The organism is Sphingomonas trueperi, assembly GCF_040545965.1.
Lineage (GTDB): Bacteria > Pseudomonadota > Alphaproteobacteria > Sphingomonadales > Sphingomonadaceae > Sphingomonas > Sphingomonas trueperi_C.
In genome coordinates this window covers 223580-245136 of sequence record NZ_JBEPMV010000007.1, presented here as the reverse complement: position 1 = coordinate 245136, position 21557 = coordinate 223580, and the positions used below count along the sequence as shown (strand labels likewise).

At 64.0% G+C, this 21557-nt stretch carries 24 protein-coding genes and 2 pseudogenes; 10 read left to right on the top strand and 16 right to left on the bottom strand.

Annotated elements, in window-relative coordinates; genetic code table 11:
• Positions 1–92 precede the first annotated feature (92 nt).
• Positions 93–1742, top strand: a complete 1650-nt coding sequence (locus tag ABIC35_RS19030) for an EAL domain-containing protein (RefSeq protein ID WP_121075754.1) — start codon at positions 93–95, stop codon at positions 1740–1742.
• A gap of 4 nt (positions 1743–1746) precedes the next feature.
• Here ABIC35_RS19030 and dapE read toward each other — a convergent pair whose 3' ends face one another.
• Positions 1747–2889, bottom strand: a complete 1143-nt coding sequence (gene dapE / locus ABIC35_RS19025; RefSeq protein ID WP_121075757.1) for a succinyl-diaminopimelate desuccinylase — start codon at positions 2887–2889, stop codon at positions 1747–1749.
• Here dapE and ABIC35_RS19020 point away from each other — a divergent pair.
• The gene (locus ABIC35_RS19020) at positions 2889–3350 is read left to right on the top strand and encodes a cupin domain-containing protein (protein ID WP_121075760.1); all 462 of its coding nucleotides are present in this window, start codon (positions 2889–2891) and stop codon (positions 3348–3350) included. The two genes, dapE and ABIC35_RS19020, sit on opposite strands and share 1 nt — an antisense overlap.
• Before the next feature lie 131 nt (positions 3351–3481).
• Here the strand turns inward: ABIC35_RS19020 and ABIC35_RS19015 are convergent, their stop codons facing one another.
• Positions 3482–4144 (bottom strand): glutathione S-transferase family protein, encoded by a 663-nt coding sequence (locus ABIC35_RS19015; protein ID WP_121075763.1) that lies wholly within the window; start codon positions 4142–4144, stop codon positions 3482–3484.
• A gap of 123 nt (positions 4145–4267) precedes the next feature.
• Here ABIC35_RS19015 and ABIC35_RS19010 point away from each other — a divergent pair.
• A pseudogene (locus ABIC35_RS19010) lies at positions 4268–6220 on the top strand (alpha/beta hydrolase family protein).
• Here ABIC35_RS19010 and ABIC35_RS19005 read toward each other — a convergent pair.
• The 6 genes from ABIC35_RS19005 to rpmH form a co-directional block, all read right to left on the bottom strand.
• A complete protein-coding gene (locus ABIC35_RS19005) occupies positions 6217–6543 on the bottom strand; it encodes a gamma-glutamylcyclotransferase family protein (RefSeq protein WP_121075766.1) in 327 nt (108 codons plus the stop codon). The pseudogene ABIC35_RS19010 and the gene ABIC35_RS19005 sit on opposite strands and share 4 nt — an antisense overlap.
• Before the next feature lie 8 nt (positions 6544–6551).
• Positions 6552–7187: a ribosome biogenesis GTP-binding protein YihA/YsxC gene (gene yihA, locus ABIC35_RS19000; RefSeq protein ID WP_093293544.1), complete on the bottom strand. Its 636-nt coding sequence runs from the start codon at positions 7185–7187 to the stop codon at positions 6552–6554.
• A gap of 214 nt (positions 7188–7401) precedes the next feature.
• Positions 7402–9120, bottom strand: coding sequence for a membrane protein insertase YidC (gene yidC / locus ABIC35_RS18995; protein WP_121075769.1), 1719 nt, complete (start codon positions 9118–9120; stop codon positions 7402–7404).
• Positions 9121–9141: 21 nt separating this feature from the next.
• Complete coding sequence (yidD, locus tag ABIC35_RS18990) at positions 9142–9354, bottom strand: membrane protein insertion efficiency factor YidD (RefSeq protein ID WP_010545929.1); 213 nt, start codon at positions 9352–9354, stop codon at positions 9142–9144.
• Entirely contained in the window at positions 9351–9698 is a 348-nt protein-coding gene (gene rnpA / locus ABIC35_RS18985; RefSeq protein WP_121075772.1) for a ribonuclease P protein component, read from the bottom strand. Before rnpA ends, yidD begins: the two co-directional genes overlap by 4 nt.
• A gap of 14 nt (positions 9699–9712) precedes the next feature.
• Entirely contained in the window at positions 9713–9847 is a 135-nt protein-coding gene (gene rpmH / locus ABIC35_RS18980) for a 50S ribosomal protein L34 (RefSeq protein ID WP_010545931.1), read from the bottom strand.
• A gap of 238 nt (positions 9848–10085) precedes the next feature.
• Between rpmH and ABIC35_RS21725 the strand changes: the two are divergent.
• Both ABIC35_RS21725 and ABIC35_RS18975 read left to right on the top strand, forming a co-directional pair.
• Positions 10086–10220, top strand: a pseudogene (locus ABIC35_RS21725) (ATP-binding protein); the annotation flags it as partial.
• A gap of 1201 nt (positions 10221–11421) precedes the next feature.
• Positions 11422–11889, top strand: a complete 468-nt coding sequence (locus tag ABIC35_RS18975) for a site-specific integrase (protein WP_183049352.1) — start codon at positions 11422–11424, stop codon at positions 11887–11889.
• 129 nt (positions 11890–12018) lie between these two features.
• On the opposite strand, the gene ABIC35_RS18970 is transcribed toward ABIC35_RS18975, so the two are convergent.
• Both ABIC35_RS18970 and ABIC35_RS18965 read right to left on the bottom strand, forming a co-directional pair.
• Positions 12019–12381, bottom strand: a complete 363-nt coding sequence (locus ABIC35_RS18970; RefSeq protein ID WP_220667343.1) for a response regulator — start codon at positions 12379–12381, stop codon at positions 12019–12021.
• A gap of 171 nt (positions 12382–12552) precedes the next feature.
• Positions 12553–12897, bottom strand: coding sequence for a hypothetical protein (locus ABIC35_RS18965; RefSeq protein ID WP_147425852.1), 345 nt, complete (start codon positions 12895–12897; stop codon positions 12553–12555).
• A gap of 312 nt (positions 12898–13209) precedes the next feature.
• Between ABIC35_RS18965 and ABIC35_RS18960 the strand changes: the two genes are divergently transcribed.
• Complete coding sequence (locus ABIC35_RS18960; RefSeq protein WP_121075783.1) at positions 13210–13842, top strand: SH3 domain-containing protein; 633 nt, start codon at positions 13210–13212, stop codon at positions 13840–13842.
• 312 nt (positions 13843–14154) lie between these two features.
• On the opposite strand, the gene ABIC35_RS18955 is transcribed toward ABIC35_RS18960, so the two are convergent.
• Together ABIC35_RS18955 and ABIC35_RS18950 are read right to left on the bottom strand one after the other, a co-directional pair.
• Positions 14155–14535, bottom strand: coding sequence for a response regulator (locus tag ABIC35_RS18955; RefSeq protein ID WP_121079253.1), 381 nt, complete (start codon positions 14533–14535; stop codon positions 14155–14157).
• 78 nt (positions 14536–14613) lie between these two features.
• The gene (locus tag ABIC35_RS18950; protein WP_121075786.1) at positions 14614–14874 is read right to left on the bottom strand and encodes a hypothetical protein; all 261 of its coding nucleotides are present in this window, start codon (positions 14872–14874) and stop codon (positions 14614–14616) included.
• Positions 14875–15326: 452 nt separating this feature from the next.
• On the opposite strand from ABIC35_RS18950, the gene ABIC35_RS18945 reads away from it, so the two are divergent.
• A complete protein-coding gene (locus tag ABIC35_RS18945) occupies positions 15327–15974 on the top strand; it encodes a hypothetical protein (protein WP_147425854.1) in 648 nt (215 codons plus the stop codon).
• Positions 15975–16027: 53 nt separating this feature from the next.
• On the opposite strand, the gene ABIC35_RS18940 is transcribed toward ABIC35_RS18945, so the two are convergent.
• Positions 16028–16495: a hypothetical protein gene (locus ABIC35_RS18940; RefSeq protein ID WP_121075792.1), complete on the bottom strand. Its 468-nt coding sequence runs from the start codon at positions 16493–16495 to the stop codon at positions 16028–16030.
• Between the two features lie 66 nt (positions 16496–16561).
• Between ABIC35_RS18940 and ABIC35_RS18935 the strand changes: the two genes are divergently transcribed.
• The gene (locus tag ABIC35_RS18935) at positions 16562–17068 is read left to right on the top strand and encodes a YfbU family protein (protein WP_183049355.1); all 507 of its coding nucleotides are present in this window, start codon (positions 16562–16564) and stop codon (positions 17066–17068) included.
• 57 nt (positions 17069–17125) lie between these two features.
• Here ABIC35_RS18935 and ABIC35_RS18930 read toward each other — a convergent pair whose 3' ends face one another.
• From ABIC35_RS18930 to ABIC35_RS18920, 3 genes are all read right to left on the bottom strand, one after another.
• Positions 17126–17359 carry a hypothetical protein gene (locus ABIC35_RS18930; protein WP_147425857.1) on the bottom strand — a complete coding sequence of 78 codons (234 nt, stop codon included), beginning with the start codon at positions 17357–17359 and terminating at the stop codon, positions 17126–17128.
• Positions 17360–17469: 110 nt separating this feature from the next.
• Complete coding sequence (locus ABIC35_RS18925; protein ID WP_147425858.1) at positions 17470–18888, bottom strand: hypothetical protein; 1419 nt, start codon at positions 18886–18888, stop codon at positions 17470–17472.
• Complete coding sequence (locus tag ABIC35_RS18920) at positions 18885–19592, bottom strand: recombinase family protein (protein WP_121079255.1); 708 nt, start codon at positions 19590–19592, stop codon at positions 18885–18887. Before ABIC35_RS18920 ends, ABIC35_RS18925 begins: the two co-directional genes overlap by 4 nt.
• A gap of 563 nt (positions 19593–20155) precedes the next feature.
• On the opposite strand from ABIC35_RS18920, the gene ABIC35_RS18915 reads away from it, so the two are divergent.
• Positions 20156–20527 carry a hypothetical protein gene (locus ABIC35_RS18915; protein WP_147425859.1) on the top strand — a complete coding sequence of 124 codons (372 nt, stop codon included), beginning with the start codon at positions 20156–20158 and terminating at the stop codon, positions 20525–20527.
• A gap of 700 nt (positions 20528–21227) precedes the next feature.
• On the top strand, positions 21228–21542 hold the full coding sequence (locus tag ABIC35_RS18910) for a hypothetical protein (protein ID WP_121075802.1): 315 nt from the start codon (positions 21228–21230) through the stop codon (positions 21540–21542).
• Positions 21543–21557 lie beyond the last annotated feature (15 nt).

Sequence of the window (21557 nt, the reverse complement as noted above, 5' to 3'; positions counted from 1 at the left end):
ATGCGTGCGAAGTCTATAGCGGCGCCATCTACTGCCGGCGCAACTGGGGATCTTTGGAGCGTCGATCGACAATGCGCTGGGGGGAGCGAGGCATGGGGAGGGGAGTGGCGAGCGTCGCTGCGCTTGCAGCCTGCCTGCTCGTCGGTGCGGCATGGGCGGCCGGCGCGACGCTGAACGTGCTGGGCGTTGCGATCGCGCTGGCCGTGCCGCTCGTCGTCCTCACCGTCCTCGCCGTGCTCGTCCTGCTCCAGCCGCGCCGCAACGCCGTGCTGACCGCCGCAGTCGATCGCCTGCATGCCGCCGCGCTGGGCGACCTCGAAAGCCCGCTGCCGACCGCGCTGGCACAAGGCGCCCCGCGCCTCGCCGAGTCGATGGACGAACTCTTCCTCAAGCTGCGCGGCAATTTGGAGAGCGTCCACCGGCTCGCCATGTTCGACACGGTGACCGGCCTCGCCAACCGCCCGCATTTCCGCCGCAGCGCCGAGCGGATGCTCGAAGACGCGCACGAGGAAGCCCGCGCGGTGCTGTTCTTCATCGATCTCGATCGATTCAAGACGGTCAACGACACGCTGGGCCATGCGGTAGGTGACGTGCTGCTCGGCATGGTCGCCAACCGGCTGCGCGCCGTAGGCGACCAGTGCGCGGCCTTCAACCATGGCGAGACGCCGCTGATCGGTCGCCTCGCCGGCGACGAGTTCACCCTGTTCTTCGCCGACCTGCCCGATCCCCATGCCCGTGCGCGGGTGGGCGAGAAGGTGCTGGAGGCGCTGTGTGCGCCGTTCGATCTCGCGGGCCAGCAGGTCTGCATCGGCGCGTCGGTGGGGCTGGCGCTCTATCCCGATCACGGCGTCACGCTGCACGAGCTGATGGGTGCTGCCGATGCGGCGATGTACCAGGCCAAGACCCAGGGCCGCGGCCGGGTAGAGACGTTCAGCGACGGCCTCGCCGCGCAGATGATCGCCCGCGCCCGACTGGAGACCGAGCTTCGCGCCGCGATCGAGCATGACGAATTCGCGCTGGTCTTCCAGCCGCAGGTTTCGGCGAGCACCGGTTCGATCGTCGGCGCCGAGGCGCTGCTGCGCTGGCAGCATCCGGACGGCACCAAGCTGCCGGGCAGTTTCCTGCAGCGCGCCGAGGAAACCGGGCTGATCGTTGAGATCGGCGACTGGGTGGTGGCCACGGTGGCGAACACCATCGCGCGCTGGGCCCGGCTCGGCGTCGAGCAGCGGCTGGCGGTCAATGTCAGCCAGCGCCAGATCGACCATGCCAGCTTCTTCCGCCACCTGCGTGCGGCGATGCTCGCGGCGCAGGCGCCCGCCCGGCTGCTCGAGCTGGAGATCAGCGAGACGCTCGCGATGCATTGCTCGGAGGACGTGCTGCGCGCGATCGCGACGCTGCGTTCCGCCGGCGCCACGATCGCGGTCGACGATTTCGGCACCGGCTATTCAAACCTCGCCCGGCTGCGGCGCTTGCCGATCGACCGGGTGAAGCTCGACCGCAGCCTGATCGAGCATGTCGCGACCAATCCGGAGGCGCGCGCCGTCGCGCAGGCGGTGGTCGGCCTGGTCCATGGCATCGGCTGCGAGGCCGTGGCCGAGGGCATCGAGAGCGAGGCCCAGGCCGCCGTGCTGCGGGTGATCGGCTGCGACGTGCTGCAGGGCTATGCGATCGGCGCGCCAATGGGCGAGGCGGACTTCCTCGCCTGGGTGCAGGACATGGCGCCGCGTCGGGCGACGGCGTAAGCGCTTACACCCGCCGCAGGATCTCCGCATAGACGTCCGTCAGCGCGCGCAGGTCGGCCAGCGCCACCGCCTCGTCGAGCTTGTGCATCGTCGCGTTGAGCAGCCCGAATTCCACCACCGGGCAGACGCGCGAGAGGAAGCGCGCGTCGGAGGTGCCGCCGGTGGTCGACAGTTCGGCGTCCACTCCCAACACGTCGCGGATCGCGCCGCTGACCAGCTCCGAAAGCGGGCCGGGTTCGGTGAGGAAGGCCTCGCCATAGACGCGGCCGTTAACCTCGGCATGGGGGGCGTGGCGCGCGACCACCGCCCGAATACGCTCGATCAGATCGGGACCCCGCTGCTGGTCGTTGAAGCGGATGCTGATGCGGGCGGCGGCGCGGCCGGGGATGACGTTGGTCGCCTTGTTGCCGACGGCCAAGTCGATCACCTCGATGTTCGAGGGCTGGAACCAGGCATTGCCTTCGTCCAGCATGATGGCGTCGATCTCGGCCAGCGCGCGGACGAGGCGGGGGACCGGATTGTCGGCGAGATGCGGGTAGGCGACATGGCCTTGGCGGCCAATCACCGCGATATCGATCACCGTCGAGCCGCGCCGGCCGATCTTGATCGTGTCGCCCAGCCGGTGTGCGGAGGTGGGTTCGCCGACGACGCAGCAATCGGGGACGAGACCGCGTTCGGCCATCCGCTCGATCAGCCTGGGCGTGCCGAAGGTGGCGGGGCCTTCCTCGTCGCCGGTGATGATCAGGCTGGTGGTGCCGCGTTCCGGCACCTGTGCGGCGGCGGCGACGAAGGCGGCAATCGCGCCCTTCATGTCGACCGCGCCGCGACCATAGAGCAGCTCGCCGCGGATCTCGGGGGCGAAGGCACCGCTGGTCCAGCCCTCGCCGGGCGGCACGACGTCGAGATGGCCGGCAAAGGCGAGGTGCGGGCCGCCGCTCCCCCGCACCGCGAGCAAATTCTCGACCGGGCCGTCGGGTGCCTCGCCCTCGACGAAGCGCTCGACCCGGAAGCCTAGGGGCAGCAGCGCCTGCTCCAGCACGTCGAACACGCTGCCGCGCGCGGGCGTTACGCTTTCGGCGCCGATCAGGGCCTTGGTGAGTTCGACGACGTCCGGCACACTACCTCCCAAACACAAGGGAGGCGACATTGCCCAAGCTGGACCTGGATACAATCCCGCAGACCAACGCCACCGGCTATCCGCCACCGTTCGACGCGCCGGTGGCGGGCCGCTGGTATCGCCGCTTGGCGCCGCCGAGCGGGCTGACGGCGATGGGGGTGAGCCATGTCGTGCTCAAGCCCGGCGCCTGGTCGTCGCAGCGCCACTGGCACGATCAGGAGGACGAGTTCGTCGTGATGCTGGCGGGCGAGGCGGTGCTGGTGGAGGAGGGCGGCGAGACGCTGCTGCGCGCGGGCGACTGCGCGGCGTTCCCGGCCGGGGTGGCGGATGGGCATCATCTGCAGAACCGTTCCGAGGCGGATGCCGTGTTTCTCGCCATCGGGGCGGGGCCGCGCGGAAGCGGGGAATATCCCGACATCGACATGGTGTTCACGCCCGAAGGCTATTTCCGCAAGGACGGCACGCGGTACGAGACCGAGCGGTTGAAGTAGGTCCATCGCTTAAGCCCCTCCTCCTGGGAGGAGGGGTTGGGGTGGAGGGATTCCAGACCAGAGGTTGGTCTCTGCGAGACACTGCCCCACCCCAACCCCTCCCCTGAAGGGGAGGGGCTAAACAAAACGCCTTAAACCACCGGCAGTTCGTACTTCTCGATCACCCATTCCTCTTCCTGCGCACCGGCGATCCAGTCTTGCATAAAGGGGTGCTGGAGCACGGCGAGCATGTAGCTCTGCGCGAAACGCGGAACAGGCAGCGAATAGGTGACGATCCGCGTGACCACCGGTGCGAACATGATGTCGGCCGCGCTGAATGCGCCGAACAGGAACGGCTCCTCGCTGCCATAGCGGGCGCGGGCCTGCGCCCAGAGCTCCATGATCCGCTCGAGATCGGCTGCCACGTCCGCATCGACCGGGGCGGCCGGATAGACCTGGCGCACGTTCATGCTGTGCTTGCTGCGCAGCGCGGTGAAGCTGGAGTGCATCTCCGCCGCCATCGACCGCGCCATCGCGCGCGCGGCGGGGTCTTCGGGCCAGAACAGCGTGTTGCCGGTCTTGTCGTTGAGATATTCGACGATCGCAAGGCTGTCCCACACCACCGCGTCGCCGTCCCACAGGATCGGCACCTTGCCCGAGGAAGGGGCGAACTCGGCGCCCTGACGGCGCTTGTCCCAATCCTGGTCGTACATCGGCACGACCGTCTCCTCGAACGGGAGCCCAGAGAGCTTGCAGGCGAGCCAGCCGCGGAGCGACCAGGACGAATAGGCCTTGTTGCCGATGATGAGCTTCATGCCCCCGGGATAGCCTTGGGCGGGGGGGACAGCAACCATCGCCATTGCGCGTTCTGGAAATCGGTCGCAGCTTGCCTGCTACCGCGGCGGGGGCCGCGAATCGGAGCTTGTCTGGGGGCAGGAATGCAGAAGAAGGGGCGGCTGCTGGCGACAGCGGCAATGCTGTGCGGGTTGGCTATTCCGGCGGGCGCGCAGCAACAGGTGACGGCCGAGGCGGCCAAGGCCGCGGCGCCGGCGCGGCTCGACGTAGCGGTGTTCGCCGAACTGCCGCCGGTGCAGCGCCCGGAGCTGTCGCCCGACGGCAAGCACGTCGCGGCCAAGCTGGCGATCAACGGCGCGCAATATTTCGCGGTCATGGATCTCGACGGCGGCAACCGCCAGGTCATCGGCGCCGGCGACATCGACATCAACTGGTGGAGCTGGGTGAACGATGCCTGGCTCGTGATCGGTATCCGCCGCGAGGTGGAGGTAGAGGGCGACAAATGGCCGATCACGCGTGCGGTCAGCGTCGAAGCGGCGACCGGCAAGCTGGTGATGCTCAACACCCGCGACACCGCCCAGAACGGCGACGACGTGCTGTGGATGCCGCATGACGGTTCCACCAAGGTGCTGCTCTCCGCCCAGACCTCGATCTACACCAACGAACCCGGCTTCTGGCCGAAGGTGGACGAGGTCGACGTCACCACCGGTCGCCACCGTTCCGTGATGGAGGGCCGCGAGGGCGTGATGGACTGGTATGCCGACGGCACCGGCACCGTCCGCATGGGGGTGGGCACCTCGATGGACGGCCGCCAGCGCCGGCTGCTCTACCGCCCCAGCGCGCGCGACAGCTTCCGGGTGATCGACCGCGCCAAGGGCATCAACGAGGGCCTGCTGATGCCCAAGCTGTTCCTGTCCGACCCCGGCAAGGCGCTGGTGGTGCAGGACGACGACGCTGGCTTCTCGGCGCTCTGGGAATATGACCTAGCGACGATGCAGCGGGGCAAGAAGGTGTTCGGCGTCGCCGGTTACGACATCGACGGCCCCGTGATCGACACGCGCACCTCCACGCTGTTGGGGGTAGGCGTGACCGAGAAGTCCGCGCGGACCGAATGGCTGGACCCGGCCATGGTGGCGCTGCAGCGCAAGCTCAGCGAGCGGGTGAAGGGCGCGCGCGTGCAGATCACCAGCTACAGCGCCGATCGCTCGGTGGTGATCGCTCATGTCGGCGATGCGAGCGCCCCAGGCGCCTATTTCATCTACACCGCCGCCGATGACGGGATGACCGCGCTGTCGATGAACAACCACACGCTGGGGTTGCGCCGTCTCCACCCGGTGACGACGATCCAGTACAAGGCGCGCGACGGCCTCGAAATTCCCGCCGTGCTCACCGTGCCGCGCGGCAGCACGGGCAAGAACCTGCCGCTGATCCTGATGCCGCACGGCGGCCCGCAGGCGCGCGACGAGGAAAGCTGGGACTTCATCGCCCAGTTCCTCGCCGATCGCGGCTATGCGGTGATCCAGCCCAATTATCGCGGCTCGTCGGGCCTCGGCACCAGTTTCCTCCGCAAGGGCGACGGGCAATGGGGCCTGGCGATGCAGGACGACCTCAACGACGCGGTGAAGGCGCTGGCGGAGCGGGGGGTCGCCGATCCGAAGCGGGTATGCGTGGTCGGTGCCTCCTATGGCGGCTATGCCGCGCTGCGGGCGGCGCAGCGCGACGGCGCGCTGTTCCGCTGCGCCGTGACCTATGCCGGTGTGTCCGACCTCCAGCGGATGGTGAGCTATGACTCGCAGTTTCTCGGTGGCGGCGCGGTGAAGGACTATATCAAGTCCAAGGCATAGGATTTCCGGGCGGTATCGCCGGTCTTCCACGCGCAGGACTTCTCGATTCCCGTGCTGCTGGTCCACGGCAAGAAGGATCGGCGCGTGCCGTTCAACCAGAGCAAGGTGATGGTGGATGCCCTCAAAGCGGCGGGCAAGACCTACGAGTTCCTCGAACAGCGCGAGGCCGACCATTTCTTCAGCCGTGCCGAGGACCGGCTGACTTTCCTCACGGCGATGGAAGCCTTCCTCGCCAAGTACAACCCGTCCTAGGCTTTCACATACACCCAGGCGCGGGTGCCCGAGGCGAGGGGCACCCGCACCCGAACATAGTTCTCGCTTTCGTAGATGTCGGCGGCTTCCAGCTCCTTTTGGGTGAGCTGGAAGACCTTGCCCGGGATCGGTGGGCCGTCGCCGGGGACCAGCGCGAGGTGCGTCTCGATGCCGCTGGCGTCGAGCACGGCGGGATCGCGGATCTGGATCTCGGTGATCATATAGCCGTGGAGCACGTCTTCGGTGCCGTCGAGCAGCCGGCCGAACTGGCGAAGCTGTACCTGGTCGAGCTGGAGCGTGCCGTAGGAGAAGAGCGGCTCCATCCCCGCGCTCAGCCGATCGCTTCGAGCACCGCGGCGCGCAGTTCGGGCAGGCCCATGCCCTTGTCGCTGGACGTCGCGAGGATCTCCGGGTGGGCGGCGGCGCGCTTGCGGGCTTCCTCCACCGTGCGGGCGGTCACCTCTGCCAGCTCGCTCGCCTTGATCTTGTCGGTCTTGGTGAGGACGATGCGGTAGCTGACGGCGGCGTCGTCGAGCATCTCGAGGATCTCGCGGTCGACATCCTTGATGCCGTGGCGCGAATCGATCAGCACCAGCGCGCGCTTCAGCTCCTGCCGGCCGCGCAGATAATCGTTCACCAGGTAGCGCCACTTGCGGACCATGTCCTTGGGCGCCTTGGCGAAGCCATAGCCGGGCATGTCGACCAGGCGGAAGCGCAGCGGCTCGCCGACATCGAAGAAGTTGAGCTCCTGCGTGCGCCCGGGGGTGACCGAGGTGCGCGCGAGGCTGTTGCGGTTGGTCAGCGCGTTGATCAGCGACGACTTGCCGACATTCGAGCGGCCCGCGAACGCGACCTCCGGCACCGTCGGCGCGGGCAGATGCTCGAGCGCGGGCGCGGACTTGAGGAAGGCGATGGGGCCGGCGAACAGCTTGCGCGCGGCTTCGATCTGGTCGGGGTCGAAGGACATCAGGAAATCAGCTGCCCCGACGAGCGGGGCCCTTTCAGCATATCGCAGGCGGCGGTGCCTGCGTTCCCCTCCCGCTTGCGGGAGGGGCTAGGGGAGGGGCTGCAACCGCGCAGCACTGCCTCCACGTCAATCCCTCCCCCGACCCCTCCCGCAAGCGGGAGGGGAGCGCAAGCGCCGCCCTCGTGCTCACCGGAGGCGTGGAGAAGGGGCATACTCACTTGGCCTTGGCCGTGCCCGGCTTGGCCACCGGCACCTTCATCTCCGGATGGCGCGCGTACAGCCACTGCTGCTGGAGCACGGTCAGCACGTTCGAGGTGATCCAGTAGATCTGCAGGCCGACGGCGAAGGGCGCCATCAGGAACATCAGCATCCACGGCATGATCGCGAACATCTGCTTCTGCATCTCGTCCATCGGTGCCGGGTTCATCCGCATCTGGAAGAACATCGACACGCCGAGCAGCACCGGCACCACGCCGATGGCGAGGAAGCTGGGCAGGGTGAAGTGCAGATAGCCGAACAGGTTGAGGATCGTGGCGGGATCGGGGGCCGAAAGGTCCTTGATCCACAGCACGAAGGGCTGATGGCGCATTTCGATCGTCAGCAGCAGCACCTTGTACAGCGCGAACATGATCGGAATCTGCAGGAGCATCGGTGCGCAGCCGGCGAGGGGGTTCACCTTCTCCGCTTTGTACAGCTGCATGATCTCCTGCTGCTGGCGCGCCTTGTCGTCCTTGTAGCGCTCCTGGATCGCCTTCATCTTCGGCTGCACCTGGCGCATCTTCGCCATCGAGGCGAACTGCTTCTGGGCGATCGGGAACAGCAGGCCGCGGATGGTGATCGTCAGCAGGATGATCGCCACGCCGAAATTGCCGACCAGCTTGAACAGCCAGCTGAGGTAGGTGAAGATCGGGCGTTCGATGATTTCGAACCAGCCCCAGTCGATCGCGCGCTCGAACTTCGCGATGTCATACTGCTTCTGATAGGCGTCGAGCAGCTTCACTTCCTTCGCGCCGGCGAAGAAGTGGCTGGTATAGGTCGCTTCCTTGCCCGGGCGGATCGCGATCGGCTGGGCGAGCGCCACGTCTGCCTGATACTGCTGCGCCGCGGTGCCGCGCTGCTGGATGTTCACCCCGCCGCGCTGGTCCGGGATGGCCGCAGTCAGCCAATAGTGATCGCTGAAGCCGACCCAGCCGCCGGTGGTGGCGAACTGTTGGGGCGTGCTCTCAATGTCCTTCCAGTTGATGTAATGCGCCGCATCGTTGGTCGCGGCGACCGGGCCGACATGGGCGGCCCACTGGCTGGTATCGGTCGAGCGCTGGCCGCGCGAGATCAGCGTATAGGGGGTGACCGCCACCGGCGCGCCGCCGCGATTGGTGACGGTCTGGCGGACGGTGAACATATAGTTCGAATCGACGCCCAGCTCGACCGTGAAGGTCTGGCCGGCGCTGTTGGTCGTGGTGAGCTTGACCGGCGCGGCGGGCGTCAGCGTCTCGCCATCGGCCTTCCACACGGTGTTGCCGTCGGGCGCGCCCGCGCCCTGCCAGCCGAACTGCGCGAAATAGCTGCCCTCGGCACCGCTCGGCGAGAGCAGCCGGATCGGCGGCGAGTTCTTGGCAACGGTCTGGTCATACTGGCGCAGGACGAGATCGTCGATGCGCAGGCCCTTGAGGTTGATCGAGCCCTTCAGCGCGGGCGTGTCGATCGCCACGCGGGGGCTATCGACCAGCACCGCATCGCGGCTGCGAATCGTCTTGGGCGCGTTGGTCGCCGGATCGACGCCCGAGTTGGGCACCGGCTGCAGCTTGCCGTCGACCATCTTCGCGGGTGCGGCCGGCTGCTGCGGGAAAAACCAGTGGCTGATCATCGGCCAGCCGAGCAGCACGAGCGCCGCGAACGCCGCGAAGAGGATGAAGTTCTTCTGTTCTTCTTTCACCGATAATCCCCGGAAGGAAACTCAAGGAACGGGATCTGGGCCGTGCCCGCCCCATGGATGGCAGCGCGCGATGCGCCGTAGCGCAAGCCAGCCGCCTTTCACCGCCCCATAGCGGCGAAGCGCCTCGATTGCATAGGCCGAACAGGAAGGCTGGTAGCGACAGGTGGGCGGCAGAATCAGCGACGGACCCAGCTGCCAGGCGCGCGCGAGCAGCATCAGCAGGCGCGCAATCACTGGTCTACCTTGGGGCGCACGCGCCGAAGCGCCTTGGCGAGCTCCGCCTTCAGATCGGCATAGGGGCGTTCGATTCCGCCCATCCGGCCGATCAGCACATGGTCCGCGCCGGCGATTCCCGCCTCGGGCAGGATTTCGCGCGCGAGCATGCGAAAGCGCCGCTTCATCCGGTTCCGGATAACGGCGTTGCCAACTTTCTTGGATACGGTAATGCCGATCCGCATGGACGGATCGGCATCATTCCGTTCGCGCATCAGCAGGACGAAACCGGGCATCGGTGCCCGGTTTCCCCCGTTGGCGGCGAGATAGTCCTTGCGCTGCGTGAGCCGGTCGAGGCTCAGCAAGGGCGTGTCGGTGCTTACGCCGACAGCTTCTTGCGGCCGCGGGCGCGGCGGGCGCGGATCACATTGCGACCGCCCGGGGTCGCCATCCGTGCACGGAAGCCGTGCCGGCGCGCACGCACCAGGTTGCTCGGCTGAAAGGTCCGCTTCATCGCTCATCCTCGAGTATCTAGAACGTAAAAGGGCCGCCACAGGGGCGGCCGCGTGTCGAGCGCCATTACGGGCAAGTGGCGCAGGAGTCAACGCAGGATGCGGAGATTGGCCGGGTTCGGAGCACATCGGCCGGAAGATGGGAGGGGTGTGGTGCTTGTGCAATACGCTGCGCACTGATTGTACCGCTTCCGTAGCGAGCAAAAGCCGCTATGCTCCCATATCGGGGAGGGGGCTCTCTTGGTCGCCAGCGTCTCGACGGTAGCCTATCTGGGGTTGGAAGCGCGCGCGGTGGAGGTGCAATGCAACCTCGTCGCCGGGCTGCCCAAGTTCGTCGTCGTCGGAACACAAGACCCCGTATTTCCCCGTAGTCGGCCGGACTGCCTCGTCAGTGATTGACTTATTGCGGCGTTACGCGCTGCCCGCCTCCATAGCGGCAGGTGTCGGTACTTTCGCGTGCCTATGCTTCCTTCTCGTCGCTTTAAGCGGACCTCCTCGATGCCGTGACGGATGGCTTTCCCCGAGCATAGGCCATCGTGGTGCCTGCTCGTGGCACGGGGGCGTCGATCGCCGCGGTCGTGCACTTATGTTGCCGTTCGGGGCGCTGTCTTGGTTTATCGGCTTCTGCGTGTTTGATGCCTTGGAGCGCGGCCCCAATCGTCGTCGCGGTGAACCCAAGGAAACGTCGGCGCCTGCACCTGGAGGCGATGAAGTATCGCCATCTGTTGAGTCGGATCGCTTGCCGGCTGGTGGCGCCCAGATAAGGCCTCCGGTGGTCGGAAGGAGTTTCAAGGGACGCTCGCCGACATCGAAACCTTCGTCTGCCGCCTGTGGCTTGCCGATGCGCCTGCGCACAGCGAAGAAGGGGCGTCGGACCGGGCGACCGTTCTATGGATGCGCAAACTTCCCGAGATGCAGGGGTACTAGACCCTTTCGTGGCCAAGCAAAAAAGTAGCAAAATGCAGACGGTCCGCAACTGCGGAGCTTAAATGTGATGATGCCACCGGCGTAAATCTATAATTCCGGCCTGGTGAGTCGGGAGGTCGCATTGATTAGGCTTGTGGATGGTCGATGGGTAGTAGAGCTTCATTCGGAGTCCGGGGCTCTTTCGTATAAGAGTTTCGCTTCCGAAGGGCGGGCGAGGGCATGGGCGACTTTGAGGCAGGCGGCGTTGGTCCACTACGCGGCTCTTGAACAGGCCCCTGATCCCTACGTGGATACTCTCGGTGACCTGCTGGCGCGATATGAGCGAGAGGTATCCTCGAAGAAACGTGGGGCGTCCGTGGAGGCGTACCGAATCGGCAAGCTTCGGCGGTCGCTATTGGCGGCCCTGCCGGTCGCCGAGCTTACGAGTAAAGCGGTCGCTGACTACCGGACCGAGCGATCCGCTGAGGTAGCTCCCAGCTCCATCCGAAGCGAAATAAGTCTCATCAGGCGGACTTTGGAGACTGCGAGGCGCGAGTGGGGCTATCAGCTCCCGACGAACGTCGCGGCCCTTGTGGCCCTGCCGGCGCCTGGTGCTGCTCGTGACCGGAGATTGCGGGCAGGCGAGTACGAGGCCATTCGGGACGCTCTAGTGGGCCATCCGCTCGCCTGGGCCTACGTCCGGTTCGCGATTGAGACCGCGATGCGCAGGGGTGAAATACTGTCGCTGCGATGGCGCGATGCGTTCTTGTCGCAGGGCTGCGTTCATATCCCCAAGACGAAGAACGGTCGGCCGCGTACCGTTCCACTAACCGACGAAGCTATCGACGTGCTGAAGGCACTGAGGCCACAGGGCGAATACGTCTTCCCCATCGACATCCACGCTCTCCGGTGGGCGTGGACGACAGCCTGCAAGCGAGCGAGCATTGAGGACCTTCGGCTGCACGATCTGCGACACGAAGGTGTATCCCGGTTGCTGGAGCTCGGCCTGTCGCCGCCGGAGGTCGCCACGGTCAGTGGTCACCTGACACTCTCTCAATTGATGCGTTACACGCACCCGGACGCGCAGCGTATACGTGCGAAGCTCGCCGGGCGAAGGACGGGCCAGTCGGTCGACTGACGCTCGGGGCCCCTCTCGAGAACGATCTTAGCGGCCGCCTAGGCTTCAGGCGAACTGCGAAGCGAAGGGCCTAGGGGTGTCTCCTGGGCCCCTTTTGCTATCCACGACGCTCGAAGCTGCGCCACAGGATCAGCTATGCTTTGCCACCTGGTCTTGGATGGTCTCGGCGAGCTGCGCATAGTCGTAGGGCTTCGGCAGGTACACGCCGTCATCTGGAATATCGCCGTCTTGGAGCTGGTGCATCCCAGACGTGACCACTAAGCCCACCTTGGGGTGCCGAACGGCCACGATGTCCGCCAGCTCAAGGACATCGATCGGACCCGGCATGTTGATGTCGGTAAACAGAACCTCGACGCCATGGGCCGCCAGGATGTCCAGGGCCTCCACCGCGCTTTGGGCTTCGAGGATCGCAAAGCCGCTCTCCGATAAGATATCGGCTGCCAGCATGCGAACGTACAGCTCGTCCTCGGCGATCAGAACGGTAGGCTTCATGGTGAACATCCTTCCCTTCCGTACATGTTGACCAACGCGCGGGGGAAGGGGAGGCCACAATAGCTTTGCTAATATTAAATACGCGGCGGGACTGTCTACGGAGCTGCCGCTTCATCGCCTGGAACTCCGCTTGCCTTGCTGGGCTGATCGGAGAGGGTGCTCTTACAAAGCCTAGAGCGCGCTTTTTGCAATCGATTCAGCCTCAACAACAGACTCGATGAACGGGGCCGGGTCTCGGGCGATCTGCTCAGCGACGCTGTTCAGGGCGTCATATTCCGCTTTCTTAGCTGCCGGCGTGGAAGCCTCCCGGCTCATTATAGTGCAGACCCTGCTGAACCCACCTGAAACGCCGCTGGAAGTTCTTTTAAGCCTCACGTTTACCCAGCCGTACGACCGTTCTGCCAGCACTCCGCTATCTGACACGATAGCTAGGGTAAGACCCTCCTGCTTCAGTCGCTTACATAGCGCATCGTATCCCTTGAAATTAAATCCATCCTCGCGAATCGATTCCTTCAAAGTTCCTTCTGCCGTATGGCGGATAGCGCACGTCTGAGGATCTTGCACAGGTGCCACTGGGATTGATATTCCCAGCACTGACAGAATCGCGGATATGACAAGCGGCATACGACCTCACTAGCCTAAGAGATTCTATTTTGCAGTAACAAGAAACAAGCCGCAATAGTCGGAGCATAGATTTTCACCACAAGAAGTTATTTGGCGGATGCTTGAAAGGTGTTCTCAGGCTCGACGCGTCTCTCGCCTTGGAGCTTCCGCTTCGTCGCCTGGCGTTCAGCTTGAGGCGCGGGGGCGCAGCGGTGAGGCGGCAACATGGAAGTGGCTTGCCGGCGCAGGCAACGTCGACCAACGTACAAGGCAGGGGGCGCAATGCTCAAAATTTCAGTGGCAATTATCACCAGCATACTCGCGATCTTCTCGTCAATGGACGCTTGCTCTGAGGTGATCCAAGTTAAAGCGGTAAAATGCCGCGAAGCGCCAAGGGAAAATGCACGCGCCGTCGCTGTGCTCAGTCGAGGAACCGAGGTGTTCGTACAGTCGCGTCTTGGTAATTGGCGTTTGGTGCTGGCAAAAGGACGCTCGTGTTGGGTGCCCAGCCAGTACGTTGTCGCTGCGCAAAGCAACCTACCTCAGCGAGGCTTTGAGGGCGAGCAAGGCCGCACGCCGGCAGTCCCGGTCCAACATCACACGCAGAGCCCGTCAGCGGCTAAATGGACGGTGGGGCCTATTCACGCGGTCGCAGCGAAGAGGACACGGAGTTCTCGAAGTGCCCGGAGCCATAGCGGCGGCAGCAGATTGCATGGCTATACGCCGATCCCGAAGCGCCGCTCATTCGGATATGGGGGCGGGGGGGCTTGTGCTTGCTCCGGCGGCAATGTGTGCGTTGGACCACGAGGCGGGCGCTATTGCATCACGAGCGGCGGTAACAGGAGGTATGGCGTCTAGGTATGACTGCCGCCACGCCGGCCTTCCAACAGTTTTCGTTTAGAGCCAAGAGGGTAAGCGGGAAGTCCGCCGCCCCAAGAAACTCATGTGAACGAAGTGCTCCGGGCGTCGAGGACCGTTTAGCCGCATCCTCCGCCCCCGTTGTTCACGAGGGCCGCTAAAGTCGCCCGGAGCTACATCAGAATATCAAGTTGCCGCTCGCGCTTCTAGACGCGGTTCCGCGATGACGATCTTGGCGGCCGCCTAGGCTTCAGGCGGACCGAGAAGCGAAGGGCCTGGGGGAAACCCTGGGCCCTTTTGCTTTACCTATTGTCATCGGCGGTCTTTCACCTGGTGCCGCATGGTCTCAGCGAGCGTCCGGTAATCGTATGGCTTCGGCAGGTACACGCCGGCATCGGGCACCTCCCAGTCATCGAGGTGCTGGCGACCGGAGGTCACGACTATACCGACCCTAGGATGCCGAACGGCCACGATGTCCGCCAATTCGAGACCGTCGATCTCACCGGGCATGTTGATGTCGGTAAAGAGTACCTCGACCTTGTTCTCGGCGAGCATGTCGAGGGCCTCCGTGGCGCTTTGAGCCTCCAGAACGTTGAAGCCGTCCTCGCCCAGGATGTCGGCGGCAAGCATCCGCACGAGCGGTTCATCCTCAGCGATTAGCACGGTTAGGCCGTCTTCTTGACTCATCGTCATCGTCAGCTTCCCCTTGATACACATTGACTAACGGCCAGGATGCCAAAGGGTTCGAAAGAATCTCGCTATCGCGATCATTTAGCCGCGATAACGCCGCTTCAGCGCCTGGAACTCGGCCTGAGTCGCGGGGCCGATCGGCGGGCTATTCGGCTCCTCCAGGCTCGCACGCATCGAACAGAGCTTTTGGCGGCATATCGTGCACCGGAAGAAGTTGGAGAGCATGACGAGATTGAGCGGCCAGACCTTGAGCCGCGCCAGGCGCTCTAGGGGCGCCGCATCGATGATTCGGACGCGATTGCAGCTCTTACATACCAGCTCGACGGCCAGCCCTTCCTTCACACAGGCGTCTACGGTCTTGCAGCGGGCGCGTCGGCGTTGCTCTTCTGGCGGGTGGTCCATCCCGGAAGGCATATCAGAACAAATCGGGAACATGGAAGAGGCTTGCGCACTTGATCGGCAGACGGCATCCCAATACGATGCGCTTCCCTCTACTCGCCCCGCTCTGCCTGCTTGTAGCTTCCGTGGCGGCGGCGGCGCAGAGACCTACACCCTCTATCGCACGTCGAGCGTCGAGCTGGCGACGAAGAGCACCCAGGACATTCGGGTCCATTGGGCGACCTTCGACGCCACCGAGTCGAACCCAGCGTACAATCTCGACAACTGCTCAATGGCTATGGAACTGCTCAACGAGAACGTCGGACGTCTTAATGGCGGCAAGCACCCTGTAAGGTTCTGGTGTGAAAAGGGATCATATCGTGCCTGATGAGTGTGCCACTGAAGGAGCAAAAGGTTTGAAAAAGCCCACAACACTGACGGTACCAGCAGCCTATGCCAATCTCATGGAGGAGATAAAGCAGCGCCTCATTGTCATAGAGGCTGCAGTCAATGGCGCCACCTCATTGCCTCCTATCTTTGTGGAAGACTTTTGCTTCTTGCAGCTTCGCTTCATTGGGGAGACGATCGGCATAGCTTGCCTGCTCGCTCATGGCGATATCCCTGCACCTGAGATCACATCCAAGCTTAAGCAAACTTGGGACACCGATCGAATAATCAAAACGCTTAGCAACGTGCACCCCGACTTTTTTCCCATTCCAGTCAAAGTCGAAACGCGGTGGACCGATGAGCACCCAGAGGGCGAAGTTCATCTCCACGAAGCACCGCCGGGCAATCTCACAAAGGATGAACTTCTAGGGTTCCTCGGCAAGGTGGGCAACCGCCTGCACCGGGGCGGCCTAATGGACTTAGAAGGCGACCGCGCCATCAATAGAACAGCTGATTACTCGCCAATTTACGATTGGTACAACAAGGTCGCAAAACTTCTTAACGAGCACCAGATACGACTTCTCGGCGGTGAAGTTACGATGTACCTCTGCATCCTTGCGGCACCTCCCAATGGCCAAGTCGTAGTGGCGGCGGGCGGCCGGGCGCCTGAAGAGTAGGAAAATAAAAACCCCCAGGCACCCGAAGGCGCTAGGGGGTCTTTGAGGCAGCATTAGGCGGCTGCGGGCGCCGGCTTGGACGTCTTCGAGGCCCTGGAGCGGGGGAAGCCCTCTTCGGCCTCCAGCTCGTCCTGGAGCATCGCCAGGGCACGCCAGGCAAGCCGGGCCGTGTGCCGAACGCCTCGCCCATCGAAGCGCCCACGGTCCACCAGGTGCCGCAGGATCTTGTTGGCGTGGTCCGTGGACTTGTCGCGAGCCCAGTGCATCGGCTGGCCGGGGTTGTGGTGGTCGTTCTCGAAGCCGCTGGGGATCGCGTCGTACGGTTGGGTCATGGTGTTCCTGGGGGCGGCCTTGCGGCGGTGCCCGGTCGATTGGTCGTCATCGTCGGGCCATTCGATCGTCTTTTGACAACCGTGGCAGTAGAGGCGCCCGGAGGCGTAGCGGGCCGCATTGTCGCGGGAGCCGCACACCGGGCAGGACTCGTGGCCCACGAAGGCGCTGTCGTCGCGCTCGTCTCTCATATGGTGTTCCGAATTGACTACGTGTCTAAAATCCTCATGTTCCCCAGCCGCAACAGGGAGCTTAACATGCAAATGACAGACGGAGAGAAGTTGCTGGCGGTAATGCTCGCCGATGTACTCAAGGCTTTGGAAAGCGACGGAGAGATTGATCCTGGCTTTGTGACAAGCGCGATTACCAGCGGCAACACCTGGGCGTTCAAATGGAAGTACCCCGGTATTTTCGAAGATTCTGCCCCAGACGAAGATGTCGTGAGTGAGGTCGGGCGCATTTTGACCATGAGCTCCTTCGTTGAGTACTCTATAAGTGAGCTTTCACCCGAGGAATTGGAAAGTATCCCCGATAATGAGCGTCAGGTATTTATAGGCTTCGATGGAAACAACGAGCCGCATTATGGTGTCGCAACGTTCCTCGTGGAGGATTTGAATCGCTTCAGTGAACTGAAAGGTCGCAACATGAACAGCCACATGCCGATGGTGGCCAAGTATTTGCGGATGGCGGAAGCCTTTGATCACGTGCGGGGCGGGCTTGGGCCGCTCTCTCTCCAAAACATTCAAACGATCCTCAGCGCTTAGCCTCGACTGATAAAAACGGGGCCAACCGTGGTGTTCGATTGGCCCCGTGGGGTATCCTCAGGCGCGTTCGACGCGGAGGAGCTGCTCGCCCTGGAAGCGGACGCGATAGTCGCCGGCCGTGAAGGCTCGCGTATCGACGCCATCCGAAGCGGCATAGGCGCCCGCAGCATCCACCAGCGCCTCTACGGCAGCGGTAAGGGCCTCGGCAGGCGTGGCGGCGGGGCTCCAGGTGCCGAGAGAGCGTTTAGCCGCATCCTCTGCCCCCGCGGAAACGAGGGCCCGCAAGTTCACCTGGAGCGGCTCGGCGGTACCGCCGTGCAGTCCCGCCGTCCAGCCGGTGAGATGCGCAAGAGATTTCGTACCAGTACGCTCTCTAGGTGGCCCTCCGCTCGCTAGAGGCGTTAGGCAGCCTTAAGCGAAACTCTGAGCATTGTAATTGGTGTACCTCCAATCACGCCCCCAACGACGTCAGCAAAGCCGTTCTCTATTGCCATCCTTGCCTCGCTCTGGGCGCCGGTGGGCACTATCAAGCTGTCGTGGACGGGCAGGCTGGGGATGCCTTTAGCTCGCAGGGCGCCCATAGCGTGCCTCAGGATTTCGCTTTCGTGATATTGCAGCTCCAGCACCGGGATTGCCTCGGGGGTGCCAAGTGTCTGCAAATGTGAATGGGCGCTTAGAACGCCCTCCCGCAGAGCCATAAAGTCATGATCCTCTGCCAGCGAGCGCCCCTTGGTCTTCCTCGCGTACTCCTGTCGTGCCTGCGCTGGCCACTGCTTCCCGCTCGCGGCTTCCTTCCCGAGAGCCTGGGCAATCCAGAGCTTCACCCCGACCCGGTCCAGCCCCGGCAGGGTATAAGGGTCCTCCTCCAGGCCGGCGGGCAGCTCCAAGCCGCTCAAAGCGTAGAAGAGCCGGAGCTGTGAGGCGTTGATGTCAACTTCACCGACCGCTTCGCCACCCAAGCGCAGCACCCGGCGCCGCTCTTCCCCGCTCCGCTGTTCATAGGCGCGCTCCATGCCGGGAAAGATAACGGAGTAGAACCGGCCGCCCCACTGCCAGCGGAAGCCCGGTACGTCGCCATTGTTGAAGATGCGTCGAAGCCCCACGAAGTCCGCACCGTCCACGCCCGCTTGGGCCAGGAAGGCGTTGTGGGCCTCCAGGTCCCGGAGCATCTCAGCGACCTTCGGGTTTCGGACATCCACAGCCATACTTGCGCCGGGCGCCCCCTTGCCAGCTCGGGGCTCTTTGGCCGCTCGCAACTCGACCAAGGGCGCTCCCAGCTCTCTAAGTACGGGGAGGGCAGTCGCGGTCACCGATCGCCCCCAATGGTCGCGATGATCGCCACTAAGCACCCCTGCCGAGGCCGCTAGAGAAAGCGCCTCCGGTGAAAGTCGGAACCTAGACCGCCAGCCGCCGGACAGCATACCTGCAGACCCGTCCGTCATCGTCTTCGGGCTGGCCCTGCGCCCTTTTCCGTAACTCAGCCACCCGGCCGTCTCTAGGCCCTCGACCACCTCCATGAAGGCCGGCCGTCCGAACCCGAGCAGCTTCGCGGGGAGGTCAGCGGGCCGCGTTCCGTGGGAGCCAGCCTGTCCCTGGACGTAGAGGCGCAACAGGTCCGCTAGGAGCGCCTGCACGGCCCTACGCATCTTCAAGGCGTTGCTTGGCCGGCTCTGTTTGGTGCTTGCGCCATTGGCCTTCTGGGCCGCCTCCAGGGCCATCGCGCTAAACGCCAAGGCCTCGGACGACACAGCGACGCTGCGCAAGTACATCTCTCCAGCGGCCTTCCATTCAGCCGGTGAGAAGCCATCTCGCTTGGTCACTCTCCGGTGCCCCCCGTTCCGCTTGGCCTCTTCACTTCCAGGCGTGCAAGCAGGTTCCGCACAGACGAAGCGTGCCACTTGCCACCCTGCCGCGTTGGAATGGGAATAGCGTTCAACCCGTCCGCAAGCTCCCGCAGCGACGTGCGCCCCTCTTGCCGCAGCTTTGCAACCACCAGGTCAAGCCGCTGGGCCGAATGATCCGCCCGCACCTTCCGCTCTGCGACTGCCGCACTGTTGCCCTTGCCGGCACGCTGGAGGGCAGCGGCCCCGTTTGGATTGCCCAGACGTACGCCCCGTGCCTTAGCTGCCGCGAGTGCCTCCCGAGTACGCGTCCCAATCGCCTTGCGCTCCGCCTGCGCGACCGCAGCGAGGATATGGACGGTCATCTCATTCGCCTCTGGCATATCGGCGGCAATGAAGCGGACGCCACTATCCTGAAGGGTAGCAAGGAATCGCACGCTTCGGCTTAGGCGGTCCATCTTCGCCACCAGTAGGGTCGAGGCAGTGACGTCGGCCCAGTGCAGCGCCTTCGCCAACTCGGGGCGATCGTCGCGCTTGCCGCTCTCGACCTCCACGAACTCGGCGAGCACCTCACAGCCCCGTTGTCGGCAGAAGGCTTCCACTGCCGCCCGCTGCGCTTCCAAGCCGAGCCCCGAGCGCTCTTGGGCCGCCGTGGATACTCGCAGGTATATTACGACGCGCATGGGGTCGGCTCCGGTGTACATCATTGCGCAATGAGCGTTAGGCGGTGTTGTACAACGCGTCAAGGAAGCTCGGGGCAGCGGGGCTATAGGTCCCTCGGCGTCCGGCCACCTCCGCAGTGTGTTGTCCGACCGGCACACTATCCATGGCGTTGGATAGCGCCGAAACTAGCCGCCAACCGGCGGCCCTAATGTCCCCCTCTTAACGCGCTGCTGCCAAAGGCCCAATCCGCCCCGCTTGCCGCCCGTAGCGAGACCCGCACTGGCTCCTGCATCCAGTAAGGAAGCTAGGTTTCCTGCGGCCTTCGGGTCCCGTGGGGGACTCAGGCGTGGGGCAATCGGCCACTTCGGGTCCCTTCCGCCGCTCCCGATGGAACCGCCCGGACGCGATCGGATGCGGTTCGCAACTGGCGGTTTCGCTAGAGCGCTGACAGCGCCAGTCCGACCCTAATTGACGCAGCGGTTCCCCTGAGTTTTCTGAGAGTTACCCGAAGTTCTGCGCGACTATTGAGGTTCGCTCTGGACCCGGAACGATCACCCGATTATTTTCCTTTTGGATGTGCTTGATGCGCATCAAGACTCGGGAGGGAGGTAGTGTGTACACTTCACCCATCGGCGTCCGTGAGATGAGCAACGCGCCGGCTGACGGCCACTCCAAAGGCTGCCGCTTGCCGCCCGAGGAGGGAACGGTGGAAACCGTCCGACTGATACCCCTAAGCGAAGACCTAATCATCCTCCAGGGCTTGGACCCCGAGAAGGACATCCAGGTCTCCTTGCATTCGAGTGCTCGGATGAAGCTGCTAGGGTCCAAGCTAACCGACTTCGATCCCCTGGACCCTGAAGTCACTCCTCGCATCCGTAGCGCCGTGCAGCGCCTGCTGACGCTTGAGGGGGCCGGGAGCGAGCCTATCACCCTTACGGCTCTCGATATCGATTAGAAGGACGCGAACCCTATCGCGCTTGCGGGATCGAGACAGCCGGAGCTTGCCGTGCCTGGAGGGCGCGATCCGCATCATCGACCGCACGGAGTAGCTCGTCGAAGCAGGGCGCCTCGTCCACGCTATAGATGCGCATGACCGTGTCCCCAAGTATCTCAGCGGATGTTGGAGGGCCGACGACGACCACTGGATTTTCCTTGGGCATGCCGGTCCCTGTGCGTTCGAGCGCCTCGCATCAATAACCCTGATTAACCCAGAATGTTGCGCGATCTAGCAGGGATAATGGGTAGGTCCCTTTTGGCCCCGTCGAGGGACCCAAAGACGCCTTCCGCTGCTCGCCGGTTGACCCGTTGCCCTCTTGGAGCTGAAGGTCCCCGTGGGTCCCCTATGACCGCTGGGAGAGGCCCGCAGACGTCCCGAACAACCGCGCATTGACCCGTTACCTCGTTCAAGGCGGGAAGGGACATGGGGTCTCCTGTCCTCGTATCGCTGATGAGGGACTCGACGGTTATAGGCGAACACCCGTACCTAGCGCCTGTCGTGCGTGCTCGATCTTCTTTGCTCCTCAAGGCTGTTGGCGGCGCGTGAAGGGTATATGCGCGTCCGAAGATTTCTTGAATTGCGCCATGTAGTTGCAAGTCTGGTCTCGATCCTGCGCCGTCCACTCGTTAGACTCAGCCGGGGCAAATGAGGGGGGCGAATGAGGATCAAAGCTGTTCTAGGGGTGCTCATGGCGCTCGCTGTCACTGCATGCAACGCAGAGGCGGGATCGACGAAGGAGGCGCTACAAGACCGCATTGCGGAGCTTGAGGAGCAGAAGGCCGACCTTGAGCAGCAACTACAGGAAGCGCAGTCCGCGGCCGACGAGGCGCAGAGCGCAGCAAGTGAGCTTCAGGACGCGGTGGGGCGGCTCGATAGTGAGAACTGGCGCGATGTTGTGCCGGACATTCAGTCGGCTAGCGACCAGGTGGACAGCGCCGTGGAGGACGCCAAGAGCGCCGCGGAGGAGCAGTAAAGCCGCACGTGCGTT

Coding starts and splice junctions, on each gene's coding strand:
- ABIC35_RS18910 (WP_121075802.1), top strand. CDS start 21,228: ATGAGGATCAAAGCTGTTCTAGGGGTGCTCATGGCGCTCGCTGTCACT.
- ABIC35_RS18940 (WP_121075792.1), bottom strand. CDS start 16,495: ATGAGAGACGAGCGCGACGACAGCGCCTTCGTGGGCCACGAGTCCTGC.
- rpmH (WP_010545931.1), bottom strand. CDS start 9,847: ATGAAGCGGACCTTTCAGCCGAGCAACCTGGTGCGTGCGCGCCGGCAC.
- ABIC35_RS18970 (WP_220667343.1), bottom strand. CDS start 12,381: ATGAAGCCTACCGTTCTGATCGCCGAGGACGAGCTGTACGTTCGCATG.
- ABIC35_RS19015 (WP_121075763.1), bottom strand. CDS start 4,144: ATGAAGCTCATCATCGGCAACAAGGCCTATTCGTCCTGGTCGCTCCGC.
- dapE (WP_121075757.1), bottom strand. CDS start 2,889: ATGTCGCCTCCCTTGTGTTTGGGAGGTAGTGTGCCGGACGTCGTCGAA.
- ABIC35_RS18915 (WP_147425859.1), top strand. CDS start 20,156: ATGCGCATCAAGACTCGGGAGGGAGGTAGTGTGTACACTTCACCCATC.
- ABIC35_RS18935 (WP_183049355.1), top strand. CDS start 16,562: ATGCAAATGACAGACGGAGAGAAGTTGCTGGCGGTAATGCTCGCCGAT.
- yihA (WP_093293544.1), bottom strand. CDS start 7,187: ATGTCCTTCGACCCCGACCAGATCGAAGCCGCGCGCAAGCTGTTCGCC.
- ABIC35_RS19005 (WP_121075766.1), bottom strand. CDS start 6,543: ATGGAGCCGCTCTTCTCCTACGGCACGCTCCAGCTCGACCAGGTACAG.
- ABIC35_RS18960 (WP_121075783.1), top strand. CDS start 13,210: ATGGAAGTGGCTTGCCGGCGCAGGCAACGTCGACCAACGTACAAGGCA.
- ABIC35_RS18955 (WP_121079253.1), bottom strand. CDS start 14,535: ATGACGATGAGTCAAGAAGACGGCCTAACCGTGCTAATCGCTGAGGAT.
- ABIC35_RS19030 (WP_121075754.1), top strand. CDS start 93: ATGGGGAGGGGAGTGGCGAGCGTCGCTGCGCTTGCAGCCTGCCTGCTC.
- ABIC35_RS18920 (WP_121079255.1), bottom strand. CDS start 19,592: ATGCGCGTCGTAATATACCTGCGAGTATCCACGGCGGCCCAAGAGCGC.